Origin of the sequence: Janthinobacterium sp. FT14W, assembly GCF_009208755.1 — a bacterium.
In the GTDB taxonomy this organism is placed as follows: Bacteria; Pseudomonadota; Gammaproteobacteria; order Burkholderiales; family Burkholderiaceae_D; genus Janthinobacterium; species Janthinobacterium violaceinigrum.
The window spans coordinates 49632-75051 of the sequence record NZ_WFLL01000017.1 but is presented as its reverse complement, the minus strand read 5'-3'; the positions used below and the strand labels follow the sequence as shown (position 1 = coordinate 75051).

At 64.1% G+C, this 25420-nt stretch carries 24 protein-coding genes; 14 read left to right on the top strand and 10 right to left on the bottom strand.

What is annotated here, in order from left to right:
* Positions 1-110: 110 nt before the first annotated feature.
* Positions 111-1469, bottom strand: a complete 1359-nt coding sequence (locus GCN74_RS13715; protein ID WP_152257187.1) for a diguanylate cyclase domain-containing protein — start codon at positions 1467-1469, stop codon at positions 111-113.
* On the opposite strand from GCN74_RS13715, the gene GCN74_RS28740 reads away from it, so the two are divergent.
* Entirely contained in the window at positions 1362-1784 is a 423-nt protein-coding gene (locus GCN74_RS28740; protein WP_193317074.1) for a hypothetical protein, read from the top strand. The genes GCN74_RS13715 and GCN74_RS28740 overlap by 108 nt on opposite strands.
* 90 nt (positions 1785-1874) lie before the next feature.
* Here GCN74_RS28740 and GCN74_RS13710 read toward each other — a convergent pair whose 3' ends face one another.
* The gene (locus GCN74_RS13710) at positions 1875-3068 is read right to left on the bottom strand and encodes a PLP-dependent aminotransferase family protein (RefSeq protein WP_152257185.1); all 1194 of its coding nucleotides are present in this window, start codon (positions 3066-3068) and stop codon (positions 1875-1877) included.
* Between the two features lie 176 nt (positions 3069-3244).
* Positions 3245-4156 carry a DMT family transporter gene (locus tag GCN74_RS13705; RefSeq protein WP_152257184.1) on the bottom strand — a complete coding sequence of 304 codons (912 nt, stop codon included), beginning with the start codon at positions 4154-4156 and terminating at the stop codon, positions 3245-3247.
* A 134-nt stretch (positions 4157-4290) separates the two neighbouring features.
* Between GCN74_RS13705 and GCN74_RS13700 the strand changes: the two genes are divergently transcribed.
* From GCN74_RS13700 to GCN74_RS13685, 4 genes are all read left to right on the top strand, one after another.
* A complete protein-coding gene (locus tag GCN74_RS13700; RefSeq protein WP_226939029.1) occupies positions 4291-5709 on the top strand; it encodes a PLP-dependent aminotransferase family protein in 1419 nt (472 codons plus the stop codon).
* A 98-nt stretch (positions 5710-5807) separates the two neighbouring features.
* Positions 5808-7727, top strand: coding sequence for a molecular chaperone HtpG (gene htpG, locus GCN74_RS13695; protein ID WP_152257183.1), 1920 nt, complete (start codon positions 5808-5810; stop codon positions 7725-7727).
* 88 nt (positions 7728-7815) lie between these two features.
* The gene (locus GCN74_RS13690) at positions 7816-8265 is read left to right on the top strand and encodes a hypothetical protein (protein WP_152257182.1); all 450 of its coding nucleotides are present in this window, start codon (positions 7816-7818) and stop codon (positions 8263-8265) included.
* Positions 8262-8627, top strand: coding sequence for a hypothetical protein (locus GCN74_RS13685; RefSeq protein WP_152257180.1), 366 nt, complete (start codon positions 8262-8264; stop codon positions 8625-8627). Before GCN74_RS13690 ends, GCN74_RS13685 begins: the two co-directional genes overlap by 4 nt.
* Here GCN74_RS13685 and GCN74_RS13680 read toward each other — a convergent pair.
* Positions 8604-9335 (bottom strand): alpha/beta fold hydrolase, encoded by a 732-nt coding sequence (locus tag GCN74_RS13680; RefSeq protein WP_152257179.1) that lies wholly within the window; start codon positions 9333-9335, stop codon positions 8604-8606. The genes GCN74_RS13685 and GCN74_RS13680 overlap by 24 nt on opposite strands.
* Positions 9336-9469: 134 nt before the next feature.
* Between GCN74_RS13680 and GCN74_RS13675 the strand changes: the two genes are divergently transcribed.
* A complete protein-coding gene (locus tag GCN74_RS13675; protein WP_152257178.1) occupies positions 9470-10513 on the top strand; it encodes a hypothetical protein in 1044 nt (347 codons plus the stop codon).
* A gap of 28 nt (positions 10514-10541) precedes the next feature.
* Here GCN74_RS13675 and GCN74_RS13670 read toward each other — a convergent pair whose 3' ends face one another.
* From GCN74_RS13670 to kynU, 6 genes are all read right to left on the bottom strand, one after another.
* On the bottom strand, positions 10542-11567 hold the full coding sequence (locus GCN74_RS13670) for a hypothetical protein (protein WP_152257177.1): 1026 nt from the start codon (positions 11565-11567) through the stop codon (positions 10542-10544).
* 31 nt (positions 11568-11598) lie between these two features.
* On the bottom strand, positions 11599-12621 hold the full coding sequence (locus GCN74_RS13665) for a hypothetical protein (RefSeq protein WP_152257176.1): 1023 nt from the start codon (positions 12619-12621) through the stop codon (positions 11599-11601).
* A gap of 2 nt (positions 12622-12623) precedes the next feature.
* Positions 12624-14678, bottom strand: coding sequence for a hypothetical protein (locus tag GCN74_RS13660; protein WP_152257174.1), 2055 nt, complete (start codon positions 14676-14678; stop codon positions 12624-12626).
* Positions 14679-14773: 95 nt separating this feature from the next.
* On the bottom strand, positions 14774-15319 hold the full coding sequence (locus GCN74_RS13655; RefSeq protein WP_152257173.1) for an RBBP9/YdeN family alpha/beta hydrolase: 546 nt from the start codon (positions 15317-15319) through the stop codon (positions 14774-14776).
* Between the two features lie 136 nt (positions 15320-15455).
* Positions 15456-16346 carry a tryptophan 2,3-dioxygenase gene (gene kynA / locus GCN74_RS13650; protein ID WP_152257172.1) on the bottom strand — a complete coding sequence of 297 codons (891 nt, stop codon included), beginning with the start codon at positions 16344-16346 and terminating at the stop codon, positions 15456-15458.
* 8 nt (positions 16347-16354) lie between these two features.
* The gene (kynU, locus tag GCN74_RS13645) at positions 16355-17605 is read right to left on the bottom strand and encodes a kynureninase (RefSeq protein ID WP_152257171.1); all 1251 of its coding nucleotides are present in this window, start codon (positions 17603-17605) and stop codon (positions 16355-16357) included.
* A 606-nt stretch (positions 17606-18211) separates the two neighbouring features.
* Between kynU and flhD the strand changes: the two genes are divergently transcribed.
* The 8 genes from flhD to cheA all read left to right on the top strand — a co-directional run bounded on the left by flhD (position 18212) and on the right by cheA (position 25415).
* On the top strand, positions 18212-18529 hold the full coding sequence (flhD, locus tag GCN74_RS13640) for a flagellar transcriptional regulator FlhD (RefSeq protein WP_010396649.1): 318 nt from the start codon (positions 18212-18214) through the stop codon (positions 18527-18529).
* A gap of 51 nt (positions 18530-18580) precedes the next feature.
* The gene (gene flhC / locus GCN74_RS13635) at positions 18581-19144 is read left to right on the top strand and encodes a flagellar transcriptional regulator FlhC (protein ID WP_152257170.1); all 564 of its coding nucleotides are present in this window, start codon (positions 18581-18583) and stop codon (positions 19142-19144) included.
* Between the two features lie 108 nt (positions 19145-19252).
* Positions 19253-20014 carry a class I SAM-dependent methyltransferase gene (locus GCN74_RS13630; RefSeq protein WP_152257169.1) on the top strand — a complete coding sequence of 254 codons (762 nt, stop codon included), beginning with the start codon at positions 19253-19255 and terminating at the stop codon, positions 20012-20014.
* Positions 20015-20232: 218 nt separating this feature from the next.
* Positions 20233-21093 carry a flagellar motor stator protein MotA gene (gene motA / locus GCN74_RS13625; protein ID WP_152257168.1) on the top strand — a complete coding sequence of 287 codons (861 nt, stop codon included), beginning with the start codon at positions 20233-20235 and terminating at the stop codon, positions 21091-21093.
* Positions 21094-21151: 58 nt separating this feature from the next.
* Positions 21152-22126, top strand: coding sequence for a flagellar motor protein MotB (motB, locus tag GCN74_RS13620; RefSeq protein ID WP_152257166.1), 975 nt, complete (start codon positions 21152-21154; stop codon positions 22124-22126).
* A 46-nt stretch (positions 22127-22172) separates the two neighbouring features.
* Complete coding sequence (locus GCN74_RS13615; RefSeq protein WP_152257165.1) at positions 22173-22721, top strand: chemotaxis protein; 549 nt, start codon at positions 22173-22175, stop codon at positions 22719-22721.
* Positions 22722-22804: 83 nt separating this feature from the next.
* A complete protein-coding gene (locus GCN74_RS13610) occupies positions 22805-23170 on the top strand; it encodes a response regulator (RefSeq protein WP_034758362.1) in 366 nt (121 codons plus the stop codon).
* Between the two features lie 43 nt (positions 23171-23213).
* Positions 23214-25415: a chemotaxis protein CheA gene (gene cheA / locus GCN74_RS13605; RefSeq protein ID WP_152257164.1), complete on the top strand. Its 2202-nt coding sequence runs from the start codon at positions 23214-23216 to the stop codon at positions 25413-25415.
* Positions 25416-25420 lie beyond the last annotated feature (5 nt).

The following is a 25420-nucleotide window of genomic DNA, read 5'->3' as shown; positions in this document are numbered from 1 at the left end:
GAAAATACCGATGGCAGCGTTGCAGCTCCTTGCCGTACATGCGTACTGTCTGCGTCGCTGCGCCTTGCCCTCGCTATTTTTCAGGCCCGCTTGGCCCTGGCCCGAAAACATCAACGAAGCACGAGCGCCTTGACCGTCTCCCAGGCCGTGCTGCCGGAATGCGTGGCGCGCACCTGGTTGCGGCCCCCTTCCTTGGCCGCGTACAGGGCGCGGTCGGCGGCCACGAACAGGGCCTTGCGGTCGTCCAGCTGGTGCGGCTCGATGGTGGCCACGCCGATGCTGACGGTGATCCATGGCGAGGTGCTGGAGCGCGGGTGCGGCAGTTGCAGCGCTTCGATGTGCGTGCGGATGGCTTCGGCCAGCAGCATGGCGCTGCCGGCATCCGTGTCGGCGAACAGCAGGACGAACTCCTCGCCGCCGTAGCGGGCCGCCAGGTCGCCGGGGCGCGCGGCGTGCGAATCGATGGCTTGCGCCACCTGCTGCAGGCAGCTGTCGCCGGCCGGGTGGCCCAGGCTGTCGTTGTACAGCTTGAAGTGGTCAACGTCGAGCACCACCAGCGACAGGGCGCTGCCGCCGCGCACGGCGCGCTGCCACTCCTTTTCCAGGAAGCTGTCGAAATGCCGGCGGTTGGCGATCTTCGTCAGCGGGTCGAGATAGGCGGCGCGCTGCAGCGCGTCTTCCGACTGCTTGTGGTGCGTGATGTCGTGCAGCAGGCCGATATACAGGGGCTGGCGCAGATACATGGGCGTCAGGGTCAGGTCCATGCTGAGCGCCTCGCCGTTGCGGTGGCGGATCGCCACTTCGCGCGTGCCGTGGTTGTGCGCCGTCTCCGGGTTGGCCGCGTACATGGCAAAGTAATCGAGGTACTCCTGCGTCACGAGAGGGCTGAGCAGCTCGGCGATGGAGCGCCCGGCCAGTTCGTTTTCGCGGTAGCCCAGGTACTGGTCGCAGGCGGGATTGGTGTACTGGATGCGCCCGTCGGCCTCGATGATCAGCAAGCCCTCGGCCATGTTGTTGACGATGGTGCGCAGGCGCTCGGCCTGTTCCTGCTGCGTCTCATTGTTGCTGCGGATTTGCAGCTGGGCGCGCACGCGGGCGCACACTTCGGCCATGCGCAGCGGCTTGCCGATGTAATCGACGGCGCCGCAGTCGAAGCCGGCCACCACGTCTTCCGTCTCCGTCTTGGCGCTCATGAAGATGACGGGAATGCGCTGCGTCAGCGGGTGCTGCTTGAGGCGGCGGCAGGTTTCGATGCCATCCATGTCCGGCATCAGCACGTCGAGCAGGATCAGGTCGGGATGGGCGCGCTGGGCGATGGCCAGCGCCCGTTCGCCGGACGTGGCGACATAGGTTTGATAACCTTGTTCGCTCATCAGCTTGCGCAGCAGCTCAAGGTTGGCCGGCGCATCGTCGACAATCAAAATGGCGTCTACACGCCGCTGGGTATGCCCCACACTGCCTGGACTCATTGCTTCCGGCCTTCTCGGATGTACTCTGCGATGCCAGCATTTGCTGCACTGTCGGCGCTGCCGAAGCCCCGCATGCCATGGCCGCCGCGGATGGCGGCAGGCAGGGTGGCAGCGGGAGTGTGGCCCTGGCCGCGGATCGCGGACCGCGAGCGCATGTACACGTGCAGTCAAGGGCTGACCGGGTTCAAATCTGATACAGCGCTCAAATCATACCGCTTTGCCAATTTTTTGGGTGAAAAATCGCAGCCGCGCGAGATGATGAAATGTTATCTTTATGTTATTTTTAAAAATAAATCCACGAAGTTGCTGTCGTGAAAGCGGTTTTTGGGCGAAAAAGATGCGTGCCCGTTGGCGCCTGGGGCAGCAGGGATGCGCCCCGCGGCATGCGGGGCGCAAGGGAGGCAATTACATTTTTGCGGCGATCAGTCTGCCCAGGATGGCGATGCCTTCGCGGATGCGTTCCGGCGGCACCGTCACGAACGACAGGCGCAAGGTGTGCGTGTCCGGCGTGTTCGCGTAGAACGGCGCGCCCGGCACGAAGGCGACTTTGTTGGCGATGGCTTCGTCGAGCAGCTGCATCGCGTCGATGTGTTTCGGCAGGGTGACCCAGATGAACATGCCGCCTTCCGGCCTGGTCCAGGTGACGCCGGCCGGGAAGTGCTCTTCCAGCGCCGACAGCATGGCCTGGCACTGGTTGCCGTACAGGCTGCGGATGCTGGGGATATGGCGGTCCAGGAAACCATCCTTGATCACTTCATGCACGACCATCTGCGTCAGCTGCGAGGTATGCAGGTCGGCCGCCTGCTTGGCCAGTTCCAGGCGGCGCACCAGCGGTGGCGGGGCCACCACGTAGCCGAGGCGGATGCCTGGCGTGAGCACCTTGGAGAACGAACCCATGTAGATCACGCCGTCCGGATTCATGTTGACCATCTTCGGATACGGCTCGCCGCTGTAGCTGAGGGCGCCGTACGGATCATCCTCGATCAGGGGCAGGCCGTGGCGGGCGCAGGTTTCCACCAGTTCCACGCGGCGCGCCACGGACAGGCTGCGGCCCGTGGGGTTCTGGAAGTTCGGCAGCGCGTACAACAGGCGCGCGCCATCGGCGACGGGGTTGACCGACGACGGCACCAGGCCTTCGTCATCGGTATCGACGGAAACGAATTCGGGACGGTAGACGGAAAACGCCTGCAGCGCGCCCAGGTAGCTGGGGGTTTCCACCAGCACCTTGCTGCCTTCGTCGATCAGGACCTTGCCCAGCAAGTCCAGCGCCTGCTGCGAGCCGGACGTCATCAGCACCTGTTCCGGCGCGATGCTGCTGCCATTGCTGGAGAGCGAGTCGGCGATCCACTGGCGCAGCGGCAGGTAGCCGTCGGTGGGGCCGTATTGCAGGGCCACCTTGCCATTGTTCGACAGGACCTTGTCGAAGGCCGTCTTCATTTCTTCCACGGGGAAGGTGGCGGGCGAGGGCAGGCCGCCGGCAAACGAGATGATCTCGGGACGCTGCGTGATCTTCAGGATTTCGCGGATGAACGAGCTTTGCAGCTGTTCCGCGCGTTCGGCAAAGCGCCATTGGATCGGATTCGGATTTTCAATTTTCATACGAGTCTCACGGAAGATGCCGAGCTGCGCCGGCTGGATTTGTTGGCCCGCTTGTGGCGGTGCGTGCGCGAGCGGCGCCGGATAGGCGCCGCCATGGTGCTGCGGTATTGTACGGCTTGCACGCCGCTCTGCCCATCCGCACGCGCAAGGGCGTTGCAAATGGGCGTCAAGCAGCGTTACTTCAGCTTGCGTCCGATCGCCACCACGGCGATCACGGCGCCGGCAAACAGCAGGCTGGCGCCTTCGAGCGGTTCATGCAGCAGCACGGCCGCGCCCACCAGGGTGAGGAAAGGCTGCAGCAGCTGCGTCTGTCCCACGCGGGCCACGCCGCCCAGCGCCATGCCCCGGTACCAGAAAAAGAAGCCGATAAACATGGAAAACACGGAGATGTAGGCAAAGCCCAGCCAGGCCACGGCGCTGGCCTGCGCCATCAGCGCGCGCTGCGGCCAGGCGCTCCACAGCACCACGGGCAAGACAAAGGGCACGGCCAGCAGCAGCGCCCAGGAAATCACGTGCTGGCCCGGCATGGCTTGCGCCAGGCGGCCCCCTTCCGCGTAGCCGAGCGCGCCCAGCAGCACGGCGGCGAACATCAGCCAGTCGGCCAGGTGGAAGCTGCCGCCGCCCTGGCGCAGGGCGAAGGCCACCACCAGCGCCGTGCCGAGCAGGGCCATCAGCCAGAACGCGGGGGACGGGCGTTCCTTGCCGCGCAGCACGGCAAACACGGCCGTGGCCAGTGGCAAGATGCCCACCAGCACGGCGCCGTGCGAAGCGGGCAGGCTGCGCATGGCAATCGACGTCAGCCAGGGGAAGCCCAGCACGCAGCCCAGCGAGACGAGCGCCAGCGGCAGCCACTGCTCGCGCCGCGGCAGGGGCGCGCGCTGGTGCCAGAGCCACAGTCCGGCCAGGATGGCAGCCACCAGGGCGCGGCCCAGGGCGACAAAGGTGGGGTCGAGTTCGGCCACGGCCAGGCGTGTAAACGGCAGGGTCAGGCTGAAGAGGGCGACGGCGATCAGGCCCAGCAACAGGCCTTGGCGGTCGGCGCCGAGGCGCAGGGAGTGACGGGAGGAAGTGCTGGCGTGCGATGGCATGGGTATCCTGGGACGGTGGCATGGGGCAACGGCGGCGGGGTGGATGAATGCGCCCCATCCTGCTATCCTAGAACCGAATAGCAATACAGTACAAATACACTTCCGCGCATAATTTCACATACTGTCATGGTCAAATGAGTCATACACTTCCTTTGCTGTCGCGCGCCTCGGGCGAAACCCTGATCGACCAGATCGCGCGTTCGCTGGCGGCGCGCATCGACGACAAGCTGCTGCGCGGCGGCGCGCGCATGCCGTCGATCCGCCAGTGCGCCGCCACGCTGGGCGTGTCGTGCGCCACGGTGGTGGCCAGCTATGACAAGCTGGTGGCGCGCGGCTACCTCGAATCGCGGCGCGGCGCCGGCTTTTTCGTGCGCGAGCGCTCGCCTCTGAATACGCCCGCGCCGCCCGCTGGCGTGCAGGACGCGGCGGCGCAGCCGATGGACGTGGTGTGGCTGATCCGTAATATGTTCCGCCAGACGCCGGCCATTCCCGCGCCCGGCTCCGGCATGCTGCCCGCCGAATGGCTCGATGGCGACCTGGTGGCGCGCGCCTTGCGCGACGTCAGCCGCCAGCCCGGCAATTTGCTGCTGGGCTACGGCGCGCCGCAGGGTTTCCTGCCGCTGCGCCAGCAGTTGCAGCTGAAGCTGGCGGAGATGGAAATCGCCTGCCCGCCCGAACAGATCGTCACCACGGTGGGCGTGATGCAGGCGCTGGACCTGGTGGCGCGCGAGTTCGTGCGTCCCGGCGAAACGATTTTCGTCGACGATCCCGCGTATTGGCTGATGTTCGGCGCGTTTGCCGCCATGGGCATGCACGTCATCGGCATCCCGCGCCTGGCCGACGGCCCCGACATCGCCGTGCTGGCCGAACTGGCGGCGCTGCACCGTCCCAGGCTGTACGTGATCAATTCGGTGCTGCACAACCCCAGCTCGACGTCGCTGTCGGCGGCCAAGGCTTTCCAGGTGCTGCGCCTGGCCGAACAGCACGATTTCCTGCTCGTCGAAGACGATATTTATTGCGACATGCACCCGGGCGGCGCCGTGCAGCCGGCCACGCGCCTGGCTGCGCTGGACCAGCTGCGCCGCGTGATTTACCTGGGCGGCTTTTCCAAGAGCCTGGCGGCGAACCTGCGCGTGGGCTACATCGCCACCTCGCCGGAGCGGGCGCAGCGCCTGGCCGACCGCAAGATGCTGGCCACCTTGACCACCAGCGACATCGGCGAGCGCGTGGCGTATAAAATCCTCTCGCAGGGGCTGTATCGCAAGCATGCGGAGCGCCTGCGCGCGCGGCTCGACAAGGTGCGCGAGGCCACGTACCGCAAGGTCGAACAGGCGGGCCTGCGCTTCGATCCTGCGCCGGCCGGCATGTTCGTGTGGGCCGATGCGGGCTGCGACACGAACCTGCTGGCCGAAAGGGCGCTGGCCGAGGGGCTGGTGCTGGCGCCGGGCAGCCTGTTTTCGCCGCGCCAGCTGCCGTCGACCCGCATGCGCCTGAACCTGGCCACCGTGCAGGATGAGCGCATCTGGGCATTCCTGGCCCGCGCACTGCGGTAAACTGGAGATTCCATGACATTCGGCTGGGGCTCTTGAAATCGCCTGTACCATCCCCAACTCCGTAAAATCCGTCCGATCCACAAGACTATGAGGTAAAAATGGCTGTCTCCGAAAAGCAAACCCTGGGTTTTCAGACCGAAGTGAAGCAAATGCTGCACCTGATGATCCATTCCCTGTACTCGAACAAGGAAATCTTCCTGCGCGAATTGATCTCGAACGCGTCCGACGCGGCCGACAAATTGCGCTTTGAAGCGATCGATAACGACTCCCTGTACGGCAACGATCACGAATTGAAGATCAAGGTCAGCTTCGACAAGGATGCGCGCACCATCACCATTTCCGACAACGGCATCGGCATGACCCGCGACGAGGCGATCTCGCACCTGGGCACCATCGCCAAATCGGGCACCAAGGAATTCTTCGGCAAGCTGTCGGGCGACCAGCAGCAGGACGCGGCCCTGATCGGCCAGTTCGGCGTGGGCTTCTATTCCGGCTTCATCGTGGCCGACAAGATCACCGTCGAAACGCGCCGCGCCGGCGTGGACGCCTCGGAAGGCGTGCGCTGGGAGTCAAGCGGCGAAGGCGATTACAGCATCGAATCGATCGACAAGCCATCGCGCGGCACGGACATCATCCTGCACCTGCGCGAAGGCGAGGACGAATTGCTGTCGAGCTGGAAGATCAAATCCATCATCCGCAAGTATTCGGACCATATCTCGCTGCCGATCGTGATGCGGAAGGAAGAGTGGGACGAGGAGAAAAAAGAAACCGTCCTGAAAGACGAATTCGAAACCGTCAACCAGGCCAGCGCCCTGTGGGCCCGCAACAAGGCCGACATCACCCAAGAACAGTACGACGAGTTCTACAAGCATGTGTCGCACGACTTCCAGGCGCCGCTCACGCACACGCACAACCGCGTCGAAGGCCGCAGCGAATACACGCAGCTGCTGTACATCCCTGCCAAGGCGCCGTTCGACATGTGGGACCGCAACAAGCGCGGCGGCATCAAGCTGTACGTCAAGCGCGTCTTCATCATGGACGATGCCGAACAATTGATGCCGACCTACCTGCGCTTCGTGCGCGGAGTGATCGACTCGGCCGACCTGCCGCTGAACGTATCGCGCGAGATCCTGCAGGAATCGCGCGACGTGAAAGTGATCCGCGAAGGCTCGACCAAGCGCGTGCTGGGCATGCTGGAAGAACTGGCGAACGCGGACGAGCAGGACAAGAAAGACAAGTACGCCGTCTTCTGGAAGGAATTCGGCCAGGTGCTGAAAGAAGGCATCGGCGAAGATGCGGCCAACAAGGAACGCCTGGCCAAGCTGCTGCGCTTTGCCTCGACGGCCAACGACAGCGACGAACAGATCACCTCGTTCGCCGACTACGTGGCGCGCATGAAGGAAGGCCAGGACAAGATTTACTACGTCACGGCCGACAACTACGCCGCCGCCAAGAACAGCCCGCACCTGGAAATCTTCCGCAAGAAGGGCGTCGAAGTGCTGCTGCTGACGGACCGTGTCGATGAATGGATGCTGTCCTTCCTGCAGGATTTCGAAGGCAAGGAACTGGTCTCCGTCGCCAAGGGTGGCCTGGACCTGGGCGCGCTGGAAGACGAAGCGGAAAAGAAAGAGCACGAAGAAACGGAAACGTCGTACGCCGACCTGGTGGGCAAGATGAAGACCGTGCTGGCCGACAAGGCCAAGGACGTGCGCGTGACGTTCCGCCTGACCGATTCGCCAGCCTGCCTGGTGGCCGATGAAAACGAATTGTCGGGCAACTTGCTGCGCATGCTCAAAGCTGCGGGCCAGAGCGCGCCGGAATCGAAGCCGATCCTGGAAATCAACCCGAACCACCCGCTGGTGACGCGCTTGAAATATGAAGACGCGGAAGGCGGCAAGTTCGGCGACTGGGCCAACATCCTGTTCGACCAGGCCATGCTGGCCGAAGGCGGTTCGCTGGCCGATCCTGCCAGTTTCGTGAAACGCCTGAACGAATTGCTGCTCAATACGGCGAAGTAATCTCCTTGTCGTAGACGCAGCCAAGCCGGCTCTTTCCTCGTGAAAGGGCCGGCTTTTTTTATGCTACAGTGCGCGATTATTTTATTTTATGGAAAAAGCAATGGCGCATTGCCCGGCATGTGACAGTTCCAACGTTCAACGCCTCTCCATGGTGCATGCTTCCGGCATTTCAGGCACATCGACCCATATGTCGGGCAGGATCGATGGTGATTTCATCCACGGCCATGCGCATACGCACAGCCAGACCTTGTTGTCACGCCAGGCCGCCGGGCCGACGATGCAGACCCACCAGAAGGCAGGGCTGATCGTGCTGGGCGTGATCATTTTTGTCATCGCCGCAGTCGTCTTTTACCAGGCTGGCGCGAATGGCCTGTTCTGGATCTTCGTGGCAGGGGGCGTCGTCTCCATCGCCTTGTCGCAAACGACCTTCGTCGCCAATTGGGACAAGGAGGCCGCCGCCTTGCAGGACAAGTATGCGCGTACCTTCATGTGCCATGCCTGCGGCCATCGCTTCATTCCTGTACTTAAGCAACCGTGAAAATTCGCCTGATGGCGGGCCTGGGCGCGCATGCGCTGGGCTGCCTGCTGTTTATCGCGTTGAGCTGGCTGGGATTTTTCCTGTACACGCAGCTGTTCGGCAGCCTGGGTTCGCGCGGCGTGGCGGGCGGCCTGGCCTTGCTGCTGGTGTTTTATGTGTATGCGGGTACGAATCTGCTGCTGGCGCTGCTGCCGCCTGGCAGGATGAAAGCGCTGCTGTGCGGCGCGCTGGGGGCGGCCGTGCTCGCGTACCTGCTGCCCCAGCATCCGTTGCGCGCCATCTACTTCAGCGTGCTGTCGGGCGGCTTGAGCTGGCTGGCCGTGCTGGCCAGCGTGCGCCTAAGCCGGTATTTGCGCGCCTGACAAGCCCGCGGCAAAGGCGGCAATCGCGTCGGCCGCCGCGGCCGGTGCCGCCTGCAGCAGCATGTGCGGCGCGTCGATGTCGACCAGTTGCGCGCCGGGAGCCAGGCGCAGTATCTGCTGGGCGGTCGCCGGCGGCACCAGGCGGTCGTGGCGGGCGCGCAGGTACAGCACGGGCAGGCTGCCGCGCGCCAGCTCCGGCGTGGCATCGGCCATGATCACGGCACGCAGGCGCTGACGCAGCACGCCGGAAGGTAGCTGCGCCAGCGCGCCGGCTAGTTCCGCCTGCAGGTCCGGCGTGGCGAAGGGGGCCAGCAGCGCCTGGCGCAGGGCGAAGCCGGGCAGGGCGCCGAGGGGAACCAGGTCCAGCAGGTGGCGCAGCGGCGCCAGCATCGGGCGTGGATTGCGCACGAAGGAACAGCACAGGATCAGGGCGCGCATGCCGGGTGGCGGATCGGCGCGCAGGGAGGCGCCCAGCGGTCCCGAAAACGATTCGGCCAGGACGATGAAAGGGCGGTCGCGCGGCAGGCGCTCGCGCACGAACGCTTCCAGCGCGGGATAACCGAGCGGCGTGGCCGGGTAGGCGATGGCGAGGCTGGCCATGTCGGCTTGCGTGCGCAGGAGCGCGTCAAAACGCTGGAACAGCCGGCCCGTGCCATCCATGCCGGGCAGGAGGACAAGCAGGGGGAAGGCGTGGGCAGGTGGCGTCATGGCGGCCATGATAGCAGCAAGGCCGCCGCGCACGCCGCCGGCCTGGCGCACGGCATGGGCGCTGGCGCCATGCTAGAATCACCGACGCGCCACGCGTGGCCGGAATAACGGGTAGATCCCGGGCAGACAGAAACATGCATATCACTTTACCGACTTACCGTTCCCTGGGCGGGGCCTTGTTGATGGCCGCCAGCTTCCTTTCTCAGCCTGCCTGGGCCAGCGCCAGTACGGCGTCGGCGCCGGCGGCCGCGAAAAGCCTGGCCTCGCTGCTGACGGGCGGCCCCTTGCCGCGCCTGAGCGATGATGCGCAGGTGCGCGCCGCCCTGTTCGATTTCTTCGGTTACGCGCGCGGCAGCTACACGGAAGACGATGAGCTGGTGCTGGCGCAGGCGCTCGAAGCGATCAGCGAAAAGCGCGACGCCACGCGCACCGTGCTGGCCGATGGCCGCCAGTTGCTGGCGTCGATGAATGACCGCAAACAGGGGCGCGAACGGGGCGCCATGCTGCTCGACAAGCGCGGCGCCATCATCGCCTTTGGCCTCGTCAACGGCCATTGCCACCTCGAGGGGCAGCCGCTGGCGAAAGTCTGCAATCCCGATCCGAACGCGGTGCTGACGGTCTTTCACCGCAAGGGCATGCTGGTCGGCGAAGCGGCGCCCTTGCTGGCCTGGGCCCGGCAATTGCCGCCCATGCTGGCGCTGATCGCGGGCGACAAGGAAGCGGGCGCCGACGGGCAGAAGATCGCCACGGTCGAATATGTGCTGGCGCAGCCGGCCTTGCCGGGCTGGAACCGCGCCCAGCTGCCGCCCGCGTATCCGCCCGCGCTGCTGCCGCTGCTGCTCGATAAATCCACGGTGCTGACGTCGGCCGGCGCGGGTGTGTTTGCCTATCCGCTCACCTTGAAGGGCAAGAAACAGAACAATGTGCTGGACCATGCCGAAGGCCGCCCGCCGCGCGACTTGGAAGTGGCGCTGCGCAGCTATGCCAGTTTCGACACGGTGGTGGAGCGCTACCGCCAGCTGGCCAAGGGTGCCCGGCTGCAGCGCAACGAGCGCACGGCCTACCTCGATGGCGACATGGGGCAGGGCAGCTACCGCGTCTACATCCGCAACACGGGCCCTGACGGCGTCATGATCGACGTGGCCTTGTGGCAGCGCAAGCTGGCGGCCAGCCGCTGATTTCAATGTCGTTTTCAAAACGCCGTTTTCAATAGTAGGGCGCCTTGGCGTAACCGAGCTGCGTCAATTGCGCGTCGATTTCCTCGTCGCGCTGTCTTTTCCCCGTCCCAAAGCTGAACTGCCGCAGTGCGCGCGGCAAGCCCTCGGCCACCAGCATATCGAAATCGAGCTGCGTCTGGCTCACTGCCAGGGCGCGTAGCGCAGGCAGCGCCGCGACGCCGCGCAAGCGCTGCAGCGTCTTGCAGTTGCGCAGAACCAGCCATGCGAGCATCGGATTGGCGCCCAGGCTGATTTCCGTCAATTTGATCTGCTCCTCCACCGATAGCCGCGCCAGCAGTGGAAAGCGGCCAACATCGCCCAGGTTTTCCATGCCGCGCACGCGGACCACTTCCAGCTCCTCCAGCCGCGGCGCCGTGATGTGGGCGATCGATGCGCGTCCACCGAGGATGAAGCGCAGCCGCGTCAGCGCCGGCATGGCGCTGACGAAGTCCACCTCATCCCGGCTCTTGACCTGCGACAGCGACAGTCGTGTCAGCGCGGGCAGGGCCGTGATGGCGTCGATGTTTTTCATGTGGCCCGTCGTGTGCAGCTGCTCCAGCTGCGGCCAGTGACGCAGCGGCGCCAGGTCGATCTGGCCCTTGCCCGTTTCGCCCAGGCTCAGTGCTTCCAGGCTGCGCAGGCTGTCCAGCGCCAGGATGTCGAGTTCTGCCAGGTGATGCACGCCCAGGTGCAGGCGCTTCAAGCGGCCCAGCTCGCCCAGCCGCTCGAGGTGAATGGCGCGCATGTGGCAGTCGAGCGACAGGTTGACGGCATGCGGCAGCGCGCGCAGCACGTCGGCGTCGAACGGTTCGGTACTGGCGCCGAAAAAGCGGATTTCCAGCGCCGGCCCGCAGGTGGCGGCCAGCGCGTCCAGGTCGGCCAGCAGCGGCGCCGGCAAGCGGTCCTGCGTAAACTGGACGATGACTTGCTCGCCGTTGCCGATGAGCGTGCGGATGGCCGCCGCGTCGATGCGCGCGGGCTGGTGGATGCGGTGCTGGGCGGGAGGCTGGTACATGGGGCGATTCCTGTGCGAGAAGAGCGATGCCTTACAGTCGCGCGTTGCTGTAGCCGCGCTCCGCCAGCTGCGCGGCGATGGCATCGTCGCGTGTCTTCCTGCCGGTGCGCAGGCGCGCATGCGTCAGGGACGCGGGCAAGCCATGCGCCAGCAAGGCGTCGATGTCGAGCATGGTCTCGGACGCCGACAGCTGGCGCAGGGCGGGCAAGGTGGCGAGGCCGGGCAGGCTGTCGAGCGTCTTGCAGGTGTGCAGGTTCAGGCGTTCGAGCACGGGATTGGGGCCCAGCGCGATCTGCCGCAGCTTGATCTGGTCTTCCACCCATAGCGCCTGCAGCAGCGGGAAGCGGCCGATGTCGCCCAGCGTTTCCAGGCCGCGCACGCGTATCACTTCCAGTTTCCTCAGCAGCGGCGCCTCGATGTGCGCCAGCGATGCGCGGCCGCCCAGCTGCAGCAGCAGCCGGTCCAGGCGGGCCATCTGCGAAATGAAATCCAGCGGCACCTTGTTCTTGATGCGGTACAGCGACAGCTCGTGTAGCGCGGGCAGGCCGGCCACGGTGTCGATGTGCTGGTGGTGGCCCTCGATGACCAGGCTGGCCAGGTGCGCATAGTGGCGCAGGGGCGCCAGGTCGATATTGTCCCTGGCCGACTCGCCCAGATGCAGGTATTCGAGGCCGCGCAAATTCTCCAGCTGCAGGATGTCGGCTTGCGCCAGTTCGTACACGCCCAGGCTCAGGCGCTTCAGGTGGCGTAGTTCACCCAGCGCTTCCAGGTGAATGGCTTGCCGGTGGTAGTCGATGGACAGGCTGGCCACATGCGGCAGCGCGCGCAGGATGCGGGCATCGAACACCCTCGGGTCGTAACCGTAGATGCGGATGGTCAGCGCCGTGCCGCAGGTGGCGGCCAGGGCGTCGAGGTCGGCCAGCAGCGGTTCCGGCTCGGCCAGGGTATTGAACTGCACCAGCACCTGCTTGCCATCGGCAATGGCGGCGCGGATCGCCGCGGCGTCGATGCGCTCGGGGTTCTGGATGCACTGCGGTCGTTCTGCTTGCGTCATCGTCACAGTCCTATGGGGTAGGTTACCTGCCTGGGGGGCGGACAGCCTTCCGGCCCCGGGAACGTCTGCTTGCCCGTGTCGTCGTAGCGCTTGCCGCAATCGACGAGCACGCGCTTGCGGAAGGTGAAAATGCTGGCCACCTTGCCGTTCGGGTGGTAGCAGATATTGTCGCCGTCGCGGTCGGTCGACGCGTAGCTGCTCATGGTTTGGCCATTCACCGTGCGCGTGCTGTGGCCGCTGCGCGGCTCCGTGCATTTGAGCTGGCCGCTTTCGTAATACACGTTGAAGACGGAGGTGTCGGCGGCGCGGTCGACCAGCAGTTCGTCCTTGCGCTTGCCGTTCGGGTAGTTCGAAAACCCTTCCTGGCGCTGGCCGTACTGGAAGGCGTAGTAAGACTGCGGCTTGCCGTCCGGGTAGTACATGTGGTGGTACTCGCACACGTCGTCGCGCGTGCTGCCGTACTCCTGGAAGGTGCAGCGGTGGATGTCGTTGAACAGCTGGCCGTCTTCATAGTATTCGCGCAGGTGCGTGAGCAGGCGGCCCTGGTCGATGACGGCCAGGCGTTCCGGTTTGCCGTTCGGGTAGTAGCGCGCGTCCAGGCCCTGCTTCTTGCCGTTGTCCCACAAGGTGTCGAGGCGCAGGATCTTGCCGCTGTCGTCGAACGCCTGTTCGCGCCCGTCCAGCTGGCCGCTGCGGAAGGTGGCCGTGTAGACCACGTATTCCTTGCCGGCGGGGCCCAGGTAGCGCGTGCGCGCGCCCTCCAGCACGCCCGCCTGGTAATGGTCGCGCAGGCGCAGCGCGCCGCCGGCGTCCGTGTCGACGGCCTCGCCCTGCTTCTTGCCGTTCACGAAAGTGACGCTTTGCGTGGCCTTGTCCTTGAGCTTGAGCTTCCACGGGCCGTCGCGCAAGCCGTCGATGAAGTTGCCGTCGCCGTCTTCCGTGATCCACGGCCCCTGGCGCGTGCCGTTGACGTAGTTGCCGCGCGTGCGCAGATGGCCTCCCATGCTGCGTTCGTGCGGGCCATTGAGCTGGCCGCCCGCATAGGTATCGAAACCCGTGACTTCGTCTTCGTCGGCATAGTTGACGACCGTCCAGCGGCCTTCGCGCTTGCCGGCCCGGTACATGCCGCTCTCGCTCTGCCTGGGGTAGTCGAAGCGCCACAGGCCTTCCTGCAGGCCGTCGACGAAATGGCCTTTTTCGCGGCCTTCATGCATGCCTTCGCGCACCCACAGACCCTGGCGCTTGCCTTTCACGTACTGGCCCCGTTCGACCACCGAGCCGTCGTCCCAGGCCAGGCTGTAGAAGACGGACGGGCCGTCTTCGCTGCCCGTGAACTGCTGCGGCGCCGTTTCCCACGTCACTTGCCACAGGCGGTAATTGGGCAGGATGCCGGCGCCCGCATCGCTGTACAGGGTATAGCTGGCCGTCAGGTAGCGCTGGCCTTTTTTCAGGAAGGTTTTCTTGTAGGTGATGGCGTCCGTGCCGCCGGCGGCCACGGGCTTGCCGTCATCGCTGTAGTAGCCGACGATGGTGCCTTGCGTATGGTCGATGGCGTCGAAGTCCGCATTGCCGCTCTTGCCCCGCGCGACGCTGTAGTCCATGGGCGCCAGCTTGGCCAGCGCCGCCTTGACTTGCCCTGCATTGGGACTGGCGCTTTGCGCCGCGATGCGGTTCAGGGCCGGCTGCAGGCCGTCGAGGCGCCGGTATTTGCCGGAACTGCGGTGGTAGCGGTAGGCGCGCAAGCCATTTTTGTCGCCCTGGCGGAACAGCACCAGCATGGTTTGCACGCTGTCGTTCGTCTCCTTGTCCAGCGAGGCGTAGAAGACGGAGCGGATGACGGCGTTGCCGAACTGGTCGAGCAGGACGGGTTTCGCGCTGCCGCCCTTGCACTCGCAATAGTAGCCATTCACGCCATCCTTTTCCTTGAGGAAGGCGATATCGAAGCCGCTGTCCTGCGAGGCGCTGATGGCGGGATGGGCGAGGCTCTTGCCTTCATAAAAGGGCGCGCCGTGGGCCAGCGCAGAGCAGAGGAGCAAGGGCAAAAGCAGACGTTTCATCGTGGGGCTGGCGCCGGGCGCCGCAATGGAAAGGCCACGATTCTGCCTGCGTTCTTACTTGTGGGCAAATACGGGCCTATCGTGCGCGCCCCGGTTCAGGCCTGGTGCGCGGCGCAGAAGTCCAGCAGCAGCTGTTCGCCTTCCGGCCAGGGGCCGTAGCCCGCACCGCCGTTGATATGCCCGGCGTCGCCGATCATGGTCAGTTCGCTGCCCCAGGCGGCGGCAAACGCGCGTGCGCGCGCGAAGCTGACGTAGGGATCATCGCCGCTGGCCACCACCAGGCTGGGGAAGGGCAAGGCTTGCAGCGGCATGGGGGCAAAGCCCGTCGTGCCGGCAGGGTAGGAGGGCGCTTCCACGTCGCTGGGGGCGACCAGGAAGGCGCCGGCAATCCTGTGCGGCGAGCCGCTGGCAGCCCAGTGGGCCACCAGCGCGCAGGCCAGGCTGTGCGCGGCCAGCACGGGCGGGCGGTGGCAGGCGGCGATGGCGCGGTCGAGTTCCATCACCCACTCGTCCTTGTCCGGCGTCTGCCATTGCCCGTGCGGCACGCGCGACCATTGCGGGTGCCGCGTTTCCCAGTGGGTTTGCCAGTGCTGTGGCCCGGAATTCCACAGGCCGGCCAGGGTCAGGACCAGAGGCGACATCATTTCTCCTTATAAAATGCCAGACAAAATCGTAGCGAGCGGCAACGTATTGTGGCCGAGACGCGCAGCTGTGCGCATGCGCAGTGAGCATCGCAGGCCGCAAGGCGCGCCGCGCAGTAGATTTGGTCTGGCATTTTTATAACTCCGTGCGCAGGGCGAACAGCTCCGGGAACAATACCACGTCGAGCATCTTGCGCAGGTAACTCACGCCCGCCGTGCCGCCCGTGCCCGTCTTGAAGCCGATGATGCGCTCCACCGTCGTCACATGGCGGAAGCGCCAGAAGCGGAAGGCCGTTTCCAGGTCCACCAGTTTCTCGGCCAGTTCGTACAAAGCCCAGTGTTTCGACGGGTCGCGGTAGACTTCCAGCCAGGCCGCCTTGACCGAGGCGTCGGCGCTGGTCGGCAGGGTCCAGTCGGCATCGAGGCGCCCGGGAGCGATGGGCAGGCCGCTGCGCGCCAGCAGCTTGATGGCTTCATCGTAGACGGACGGCGTGCGCAGGGCGGCGTCCAGCACCTTGTAGGTGTCGGGCGCCGTCGTATGTACGTTGAGCAGGGCGGCGTTCTTGTTCCCCAAGATGAATTCGATTTCGCGGTACTGAAAGGACTGGAAGCCGGACGAGGCGCCCAGGTAGGGCCGGATGGCCGTGTATTCGGGCGGCGTCATGGTGGCCAGCACGTCCCAGGCATGCACCAGCTGGTCCATGATGCGCGCCACGCGGGCCAGCATCTTGAAGGCGGGCGCCAGGTCGCCGTTTTGCAGGTTGGCGCGCACGGCATGCATTTCGTGCAGCATCAGCTTCATCCACAGTTCGCTGGTCTGGTGCTGCACGATGAACAGCATTTCATTGTGGTTGGGCGAAAGCGGATGCTGGGCCGTGAGGATGCGGTCCAGCGCCAGGTAGTTGCCATAGCTCATGGATTCGCTGAAATCCATCTGCGCGCCATGCCACTCGGCGCCCTGCTGGGCGCCAGCGTGCATGGGGCAGCCGCTGCTGTTTTCCTTGTTCATGTTCTTGTCGTCGCTCATGGGATGGATCAGGTGACGGCGTCGCGCTTGGCGGCGATGTCGTAGGCTTGGGTGTCGAGGATGTCGCGCAGGATTTCCACGGCATCCCACACGTCGGCAAAGCTCGTGTACAGGGGCGTGAAACCGAAGCGCATGATGGCCGGTTCGCGGTAGTCGCCGATCACGCCGCGCGCGATCAGCGCCTGCATCACGGCATAGCCGTGCGGGTGCGTGAAGCTGACCTGGCTGCCGCGCCGCGCATGCTCGCGCGGCGTGACGAGGCCCAGCGGATGGCTGGCGCAGCGCTGTTCCACCAGCGCGATGAACAGGTCCGTCAGGGCCAGCGACTTGTGGCGGATGGCTTCCATGCTCGTCTGCGCGAAGATCTCCAGGCCGCATTCGACCAGGGCCAGCGAGAGAATCGGCTGCGTACCGCACAGGGCGCGGGCGATGCCGTCGGCCGGCGCAAAGCCCGGGTCCATGGCGAACGGCGTGGCGTGGCCCCACCAGCCGGACAGCGGCTGGCGGAAGCGCGCCTGGTGCTTTTCCGGCACCCAGATGAAGGCGGGCGAGCCGGGGCCGCCATTCAGGTATTTGTAGGTGCAGCCGACGGCCAGGTCGGCGCCGGCGCCGTTCAGGTCCAGCGGCACGGCGCCGGCCGAATGGGCCAGGTCCCACAGCGCCAGTGCCCCTTGCGCGTGGCAATGGCTGCTGATGGCGGCCATGTCGTGCTGGTAGCCGGTGCGGTAGTTGACGTGCGTGAGCATGGCGACGGCGCAATCGGCGTCGATGGCTTGCGCCAGTTCCTCGGGGCTGTCGACCAGGCGCAGCTGGTAGCCCCGGTCCAGCCAGGCCGCCAGGCCTTGTGCCATGTACAGGTCGGTGGGGAAGTTGCTGCGTTCGCTGACGATGCTCCTGCGCGCGGCATGGGCGGGATCGGCGGCCTGCATCTGCAGGGCGGCGGCCAGCGCCTTGAACAGGTTGACGGACGTGGTGTCGGTGATCACCACTTCGCCCGTGCCGGCGCCCAGCAGCGGGGCCAGGCGGTCGCCCAGGCGCTTGGGCAGGTCGAACCAGCCAGCCGTATTCCAGCTGCGGATCAGGTCCGTGCCCCATTCGGCCGTGATGACGTGCTGGGCACGGGCCAGGGCTGCCTTCGGCCGCGCGCCCAGGGAATTGCCGTCGAGGTAAATCACGCCTTGCGGCAAGTCGAATTGCTGGCGCAGGGGCGCCAGACGATCATCGAGGTCGCGCGCGCTGCAGTCATGTCGAGAAATCATGGTGGCTTTCATTTTGGTACTTATCTGAATGGCAGGATATTGCTTGAAGCCTAAAGTATTGTGCGGAAGCAGGCAGTGTAGCAAATCCATGCCGCAAAACGGTATTTCTGCCCCGGATGCCGCGTGAAAATAGCCGCCCTGCGGGGCGTCAACGAAAAAAATCACGATTTTTCAAAATATTTTCAAATAACCCTAAAGTTTTGCCAGGCGCCGCCGTCAACGATTACATGAGCGGTGTCGGACCGGTCAAAAAAGCATGGGACCTTTGAAAATATTTTTCAAAAAAGCCCTAAAGTTCCTGCCAGGGCGGCCGTTATCTAGGTAGGCAGGTTTGATTTCGGTCAAGTTGTTGTAAAAAAGTGATATTTATTGCAGGCCTGAAGCGGGGTAAATCCCGCGCTGTGCCCAAGCCCCACATCCGCGCCGTTGCTGGCGTGCGACCATGATCGCGCAGTGTTTGTCAGACAAACACCTACGATCCCATCCGCCATTTCCCGACCAAAAATACAGTGCTTTGCCTCTGTTGCGTTTGATGTTGCTCCTGCAGAATGTATCTCACTGGCAACAAACAACGCCAGCTGAATTCAACGGATTGAGGAGATGGAAATGACTGCTAACGATATGATGGCTGAGATTCGCGACGCTAACCTGAGCTACCTGATGCTGGCCCAGCAAATGATTCGTGCAGACAAGGTAACGGCCATCTTCCGTTTGGGCATAGCCGCCGACATCGCCGAGCTGATCGAAGGCATGAGCAATGCGCAGATCCTGAAACTGGCTGGCGGCAACATGATGCTGGCCCGCTTCCGCTTCGACGACAGCGCCATCCTGGGCATGTTGACGAACTACAATAAAGACCGCTCGCTGGCCCAGTCGCACGCCGCCATCCTGATGGCTGGCCAGGGCGTCGAAGAAATCGCTTAACGTCAGTCTCGTCATTCAGAGTCGGTATCAGTCAGTAGTGGAGTGCACAGCATGGCCAAGAAAAGTGTCGTATCGGAAGCGCAAGAAATCCAGCTGGCCATCGAATTGATACAGCTGGGCGCGCGCCTGCAACTGCTGGAGACGGAAGTCTCGCTGTCGCGCGAACGCCTGCTGAATCTGTACAAGGAATTGAAGGGCGTCTCGCCGCCCAAGGGCATGCTGCCGTTTTCCACCGACTGGTTCCTCACCTGGCAACCGAATATCCACTCCTCGCTGTTCATCAATATCCACAAGTTCCTCGTCGAGCACGCGGGCGCCACCGGCATTGAAGCGGTGATGAAGGCATACAAGCTGTATCTGGAGCAGATGCCGCCCGAAGCGGGGGAAGAGCCGCTGCTGTCGCTGACGCGGGCCTGGACGCTCGTGCGCTTTTTCAGCAGCAAGATGCTGGACATGGCGCCCTGCGGCAAGTGCGGCGGCAAGTTTGTCGTCAACTGCCTCGACCTGAACGCCGATTATGTCTGCGGCCTGTGCCACATGCCTTCGCGTGCCGGCAAGACCAAGAAGGCGCGCGATGAGGCGGCCGCCGTCGCGCCGCCTGGCGTCGCTGCCTGATCCTGTTCCCAACAGAGCCCCATGAAAGCCGGAGCGGTCGCCAGACCGGACTCCGGCTTTTTCATGGTGCTTTCGCTTACACTGGCGTTTTCCTCCGGCGACTGTCCCATGCTGCAACAAATCCTGCGCGCGCCCGCGCTCAAGGCCATCCTGATCCAGGCGCTGGCCTTTCCCTTGATGTTGCTGTTGGTATATGGCCTGGCGCGCGCCGGCCTGGCCATGTCGCTGCCGGTGGTGGCGTTGCTGCAGGGCGTGCTGGCGGCGCTCCTGACGTGGCGCGCGGGCCTGGCGCGCTGGTGGTGCGCGATCGGCCTGCTGTTTGCGCCCGCCTTGCTGGCCGCCAGCCGGCTCGATTGGCCTCCCGCCGTGTTCCTGGCGGCCTTTGTTTTCCTGTTGAGCCTGTACTGGTCCACGTTTCGCACGCAAGTGCCGTTTTACCCGTCCGGCCCGAAGGTCTGGCAGGCGGTGGCCGAGCTGATCGCGGACCGTCCCGGCGTGCGGCTGGTCGATATCGGCAGCGGCCTGGGCGGGCTGGTGCTGGACCTGGCGCGGCGCCGGCCCGACGGGCAGTTTTGCGGCATCGAACTGGCGCCGCTGCCGTGGCTGGCCAGCCGTTTGCGTGCGCGGCTGACGGGCAGCAGCGCGCGTTTCCTGCGCGGCGATTACGCGGCGCTCGATTTCGGCCGCTACGATGTGGTCTTTGCCTACCTGTCGCCCGCGGCGATGGCGGCCCTGTGGATCAAGGCGGAAACGGAAATGTTGCCTGGTAGCATGCTTCTTAGTTACGAATTCCAGATTGCCGCGCGCGCGCCCGATAAGACCATCGCCGCCACAGAGGATGGTCCTTTGCTTTACATATGGTGCTTTTAAGCAATTGTCTGCGTTATTTGCTTGCCCGTAGGGCAATCTCACGTTATTGTAGTTCCACACGGCATTTTCTCGGAATTACCTTGAAAAGCGGGGCATTTCAAGTAACTTCCAGTTACTTTTTTTGCCGCTGTCTGCACCGGCGCAGCCGCCGCCAGAAGACAGTACAGGTTTGAACATGCCGGGCATGCAGCGCCGGCCATTATTGGGAGTCAGGGCACTTGTTAGTCATAATCGGATACATCATCGTCTGCGCCTCGGTTTTTGGCGGCTTCGCGTTGGCCGGCGGCCATCTGGCGGCGCTGTTCCAGCCGCTGGAGTTGCTGATGATCGGCGGCGCCGCCCTGGGCGCCTTCCTTGTTGGTAACAATAACAAGGCCATCAAGGCCACCCTGGCCGCCTTGCCCAGCCTGTTCAAGGGCTCGCGTTATACCAAAGAGCTGTACATGGAACTGATGTCGCTGCTGTTTGAAGTGCTCAGCAAGGTGCGCAAGGAAGGCTTGATGTCGATCGAAGGCGATATCGACAGCCCGCAGGAAAGTCCTTTGTTTTCCAAGTATCCGGCCGTGCTGGCCGACCACCACATCGTCGAATTCATGACCGATTACCTGCGCCTGATGGTATCGGGCAATATGGATGCCTTCCAGATCGAAAACCTGATGGATAACGAAATCGAGACGCACCATCACGAAGGCGCCGTGCCGGCCCACGTGATCGCCAAGGTGGGCGATGGCTTGCCCGCTTTCGGTATCGTTGCCGCCGTCATGGGCGTGGTGCACACGATGGAATCGGTGGGCATACCGCCGGCCGAGCTGGGCATGCTGATCGCGCACGCGCTGGTCGGCACCTTCCTCGGCATCTTGCTGGCCTACGGTTTCGTGGGACCCCTGGCCAGCCTGCTGGAGCAAAAGCTGGAAGAGTCGAGCAAGATGTTCCAGTGCGTGAAAGTGACCCTGCTGGCCAGCCTGAACGGCTATGCGCCGGCGCTGGCCGTGGAGTTCGGCCGCAAGGTGCTGTTCTCGACCGAGCGTCCGACGTTCAACGAGCTGGAAGACCACATCAAGAAATCGAAAACGAAGTAAGCAGTGAAAATACGCCTGGACACCATGAGTCATTTGCAGCACACGGAAGGGGGACGCCATGGCCGATGAAGGCATGCGCCCGATTATCGTCAAGCGTATCAAGAAGACGGCTGGCGGACACCATGGCGGGGCGTGGAAAATCGCCTACGCCGACTTTGTCACGGCCATGATGGCCTTTTTCCTGCTGATGTGGCTGCTGGGCTCCACCTCGAAGGGCGACTTGAACGGCATCTCCGAATTCTTCAAGACGCCGTTGAAGGTGGCGATGGCGGGCGGCTCCGGCAGCGGCGAGAGCAATTCCGTGATCCAGGGCGGCGGGCAGGACCTGTCGCGCCAGGATGGCCAGGTACGCAAGGCGCAGGAAGAGCAGCAGCGCAAGTCCTTCGACCTCAATTCCGCCAAGGCCGCGCTGGAACGCGAGGAAGGCCGGCGCCTGCAGGCATTGAAGGCGCGCATCGAAGCGACCATCGACGCCAATCCCCTGCTGAAAAAATACAAGAACCAATTGCTGCTCGATATCACCAGCGAAGGCTTGCGCATCCAGATCGTCGACGAGCAGAACCGTCCGATGTTTGCGCTCGCCAATGCGAATCTGCAGCCCTACACCAAGGAAATCCTGCATGCCATCGGCTCCGTGCTCAATGAAGTGCCGAACCGCATCGGCCTGTCCGGGCATACGGATTCGACGCCCTACATGAGCGACGCCGGCTACAGCAACTGGGAATTGTCGGCGGACCGCGCGAATGCGTCGCGTCGAGAACTGGTGATTGGCGGCATGAAGGAAGAAAAAGTATTGCGCGTGGTGGGACTGGGTTCGGCCGCCCACCTGGACAAGCTCGACCCCTTCAATCCGATCAACCGGCGCATCAGCATCATCGTCATGAACAAACGCACGGAAGAAAATGTCCTGCGCGATGGTGCGGCGATCGAGCTGCCCGTGACGGATGCCGCCGCCGCCGTGGCTTCCGGGCTGGCGGCCGGTGCGCCACCCGCGGCGGCACCAGCCCCCAGCCCGGCAGCGGCGAAAAAATAACACGCAAGGCTATCGACGCGTGGTGTATTGAAACAATGAGACCTTTATGACAAGAAAGAAAATACTTGGCTCGCATGTAAAGCGCCTGCTGTCTGGCGTGTCGGACCATGGCCGCAAGCACTTGACGGAGGTGGAAACCGACCTGGTGCAGACCGGCATCTTGCTGGAAGAGGCGATCGAGAAGCTGTCCTTCAATTTCATGGCGATACACGCAGCCGTCGCTGCGCAGCAAGACACCATCGCCCTGCTGCTCGAAGGCGGTATTCCGGCCGAGCAGCAGCGGGAAAAACTGCTGGCGCTGCAGGATGAGGTGGGGGGCTACGTGAATGCCGCCATCACCAGCCTGCAGTTCCAGGACATGACCAGCCAGCTGATCGAGCGCACCCTGAAGCGCGTGACGGGCTTGCGCGAGTTCCTGGGAACCCTGGGCTCGCATGGCGCGGAGATGTTGCCGGAAAGCGACAATGAAGAAATCGTCGCCTTGCTGGGGCGGGTCAGCATGGCGCTGGCGATTCAAAGCCTGGAGTTGCGCAGCGTGCTGCGCAAGGCTGTCAGTCAACAGCATTTGGAAAGTGGCGACATCGAGCTGTTCTAGCATGAGGATGCGGAACGCTTGCGGTTGCATGGATTGATTAATCAAATACTCGGGCAGGATGCCCGGAATAAGTGGGAGCAAAGATGGCCAAAACGATACTTGCAGTGGACGATTCCAGCTCATTGCGCCAGATGGTGGCGTTCAGTCTGAAAGCCGCCGGTTACCAGGTGGTGGAGGCCGTCGACGGCCAGGACGGACTGGAAAAAGCCAAGCTGCAAACCGTGGACCTGGTATTGACGGACCAGAACATGCCGCGCATGGATGGCCTGGAGCTGATCAAGCTGCTGCGCGAACTGCCGACCTACCAGAAGGTACCCATCCTGATGCTGACGACGGAGTCGTCGGACGAAATGAAATCGAAGGGACGTGCCGCGGGCGCCAATGGCTGGCTGGTCAAGCCGTTCGATCCGCAACGCCTGATCGAAGTGGTCAAGAAGGTGATCGGCTGATGCCAGCCGCGCAGCACAACGATGCAATTGACGGAGTCACCCTATGACCATCGATATTAGCCAGTTTTTTCAGGTCTTTTTCGATGAGGCCGAAGAACTGCTGGCTGAAAAAGAACGGCTGCTGCTGGCCGTCGATATTGCGGCGCCCGACGCCGAAGACCTGAATGCCATTTTCCGTACCGCCCATTCGATCAAGGGCGGCGCATCGACGTTCGGCCTCTCCGACATGAGCGAGGTGACGCACATCCTCGAGTCGCTGCTCGACCGCATCCGCCAGGGCCAGATGGCCCTGACGGCGGAACACGTCGACGCCTTCCTGGCCGCCAAGGACATCCTCAAGATGCAGCTCGACGGCCATCGCCTGGGCAGCGCCGTGGACCAGGATGCCGTGGCGAACGTGCGCATGATGCTGCAGTCGTTCTCGCAGGACGTGCCCGTGGCCGCCCTGACGCCCGTCGCGCCGGCCTTCCATACGGCGGAAAAGGAAACCGTCAGCCACGCCGGCGGCCAGCGCTACCGCCTGGAGCTGCCGAAGATGGAAGAGCGCGAAGTCGATGCGCTGGCGGCCGAACTGGGCTTGCTGGGCGACGTCGCCGTGTCCGCCTTGCCCGACGCGCGCAAGGTGCTGGAAGTGACGACGCATGAAAGCCTGGACGATATCCTGGCCATCTGCTCGTTCGTGCTCAATCCCGACGACATGGTGATCACGCAGGCGCCGCCGCTGGCGCCAGGCGAAGCGGAAGCGGCCCGCGCGGCGCAGGAAAAAGCCCAGGGCTACGGTTTCTTCGACCCGCTGCCGACGGCGCCTGCGGCGCAGGGCGCAACGGACCCCGGCTATGGCTTCTTCCAGCCGCTCGAGGACATCCGCGCCGCCGCCGGCGTGCAGAGCGACGCCGAACGGGGCTACGGTTTCTTCCAGCCGCTGGAGCAGATTCGCGCCGATGCGGCCAAGGCGGGCAACGCCGGCGCCGCCGCCACGCCGGCCGCGGCGAGCGCCGTGGCCGAGGCGGAACAGGAAAAGAAGCCGGCCAAGAAAGAGGGCGACAAGGCCGGTGCCGAGTCGTCGTCGATCCGCGTCTCGATCGAAAAGGTCGACCAGCTGATCAACCTGGTGGGCGAGCTGGTGATCACGCAGGCGATGATCGAGCAGCGCGCCAGCGCGCTCGACCCGATGCTGCATGAAAAACTGCTCGACAGCGTCAGCCACCTGACGCGCAATACGCGCGACCTGCAGGAAGCGGTGATGTCGATCCGCATGATGCCGATGGATTTCGTGTTCTCGCGCTTCCCCCGCATGGTGCGCGACCTGGCCACGAAACTGGGCAAGAAGGTCGATTTCATCACGAATGGCGCGGCCACGGAGCTGGACAAGGGCCTGATCGAGCGCATCGTCGATCCGCTCACGCACCTGGTGCGCAACAGCATCGACCATGGCGTGGAAATGCCCGCCGCCCGCGTGGCCGCCGGCAAGACGGAAGCGGGCCGCTTGTTCCTCTCGGCCAGCCATCAGGGCGGCAACATCATCATCGAAGTCTCCGATGACGGCGCTGGACTGAACCGCGAGCGCATCCTGGCCAAGGCCGCGCAGCAGGGCCTGGACGTGTCCGAGTCGATGAGCGACGCCGACGTGTGGCAGCTGATCTTCGCGCCCGGTTTTTCCACCGCCGAAGCGGTCACCGACGTGTCGGGCCGCGGCGTGGGCATGGATGTCGTCAAGCGCAATATCAGCGCCATGGGCGGCGTGGTCGACATCCGTTCGGCGAAGGGGTTCGGCACGACGATTTCCATCTCGCTGCCGCTGACCCTGGCCATCCTGGACGGCATGTCGATCCGCGTGGGCGACGAAGTGTATATTTTGCCGCTGGGCTTTGTCATCGAATCCTTGCAGCCGGCCGTTGAGGATATCAAGGACATCGCTGGCCGCGGCCAGGTGGTGAAGGTGCGCGGCGAATACCTGCCGCTGATCCCGCTGTACCAGATGTTCGACATCGCGCCGCGCTTTACCAGTCCCTCGGAAGGCATCTGCGTGATCCTCGAGACGGAAGGGCGCAAGGCGGCCCTGTTTGTCGACGACCTGGTGGGCCAGCAGCAGGTCGTGGTGAAAAACCTCGAATCGAATTACCGCAAGGTGGTGGGCATTTCCGGCGCCACCATCCTGGGCGATGGCGGCGTGTCGCTGATTCTCGATGTCGCCGCACTGATCCGCTCCTCTCGCCAGCTGGCTGACGAGTCCATTTTTTCGTAGTACCG

Coding starts and splice junctions, on each gene's coding strand:
- GCN74_RS13715 (WP_152257187.1), bottom strand. CDS start 1,469: ATGAGTCCAGGCAGTGTGGGGCATACCCAGCGGCGTGTAGACGCCATT.
- GCN74_RS13710 (WP_152257185.1), bottom strand. CDS start 3,068: ATGAAAATTGAAAATCCGAATCCGATCCAATGGCGCTTTGCCGAACGC.
- GCN74_RS13705 (WP_152257184.1), bottom strand. CDS start 4,156: ATGCCATCGCACGCCAGCACTTCCTCCCGTCACTCCCTGCGCCTCGGC.
- GCN74_RS13700 (WP_226939029.1), top strand. CDS start 4,291: ATGAGTCATACACTTCCTTTGCTGTCGCGCGCCTCGGGCGAAACCCTG.
- htpG (WP_152257183.1), top strand. CDS start 5,808: ATGGCTGTCTCCGAAAAGCAAACCCTGGGTTTTCAGACCGAAGTGAAG.
- GCN74_RS13690 (WP_152257182.1), top strand. CDS start 7,816: ATGGAAAAAGCAATGGCGCATTGCCCGGCATGTGACAGTTCCAACGTT.
- GCN74_RS13680 (WP_152257179.1), bottom strand. CDS start 9,335: ATGACGCCACCTGCCCACGCCTTCCCCCTGCTTGTCCTCCTGCCCGGC.
- GCN74_RS13675 (WP_152257178.1), top strand. CDS start 9,470: ATGCATATCACTTTACCGACTTACCGTTCCCTGGGCGGGGCCTTGTTG.
- GCN74_RS13670 (WP_152257177.1), bottom strand. CDS start 11,567: ATGTACCAGCCTCCCGCCCAGCACCGCATCCACCAGCCCGCGCGCATC.
- GCN74_RS13665 (WP_152257176.1), bottom strand. CDS start 12,621: ATGACGCAAGCAGAACGACCGCAGTGCATCCAGAACCCCGAGCGCATC.
- GCN74_RS13660 (WP_152257174.1), bottom strand. CDS start 14,678: ATGAAACGTCTGCTTTTGCCCTTGCTCCTCTGCTCTGCGCTGGCCCAC.
- GCN74_RS13655 (WP_152257173.1), bottom strand. CDS start 15,319: ATGTCGCCTCTGGTCCTGACCCTGGCCGGCCTGTGGAATTCCGGGCCA.
- kynA (WP_152257172.1), bottom strand. CDS start 16,346: ATGAGCGACGACAAGAACATGAACAAGGAAAACAGCAGCGGCTGCCCC.
- kynU (WP_152257171.1), bottom strand. CDS start 17,605: ATGATTTCTCGACATGACTGCAGCGCGCGCGACCTCGATGATCGTCTG.
- flhD (WP_010396649.1), top strand. CDS start 18,212: ATGACTGCTAACGATATGATGGCTGAGATTCGCGACGCTAACCTGAGC.
- flhC (WP_152257170.1), top strand. CDS start 18,581: ATGGCCAAGAAAAGTGTCGTATCGGAAGCGCAAGAAATCCAGCTGGCC.
- GCN74_RS13630 (WP_152257169.1), top strand. CDS start 19,253: ATGCTGCAACAAATCCTGCGCGCGCCCGCGCTCAAGGCCATCCTGATC.
- motB (WP_152257166.1), top strand. CDS start 21,152: ATGGCCGATGAAGGCATGCGCCCGATTATCGTCAAGCGTATCAAGAAG.
- GCN74_RS13615 (WP_152257165.1), top strand. CDS start 22,173: ATGACAAGAAAGAAAATACTTGGCTCGCATGTAAAGCGCCTGCTGTCT.
- GCN74_RS13610 (WP_034758362.1), top strand. CDS start 22,805: ATGGCCAAAACGATACTTGCAGTGGACGATTCCAGCTCATTGCGCCAG.
- cheA (WP_152257164.1), top strand. CDS start 23,214: ATGACCATCGATATTAGCCAGTTTTTTCAGGTCTTTTTCGATGAGGCC.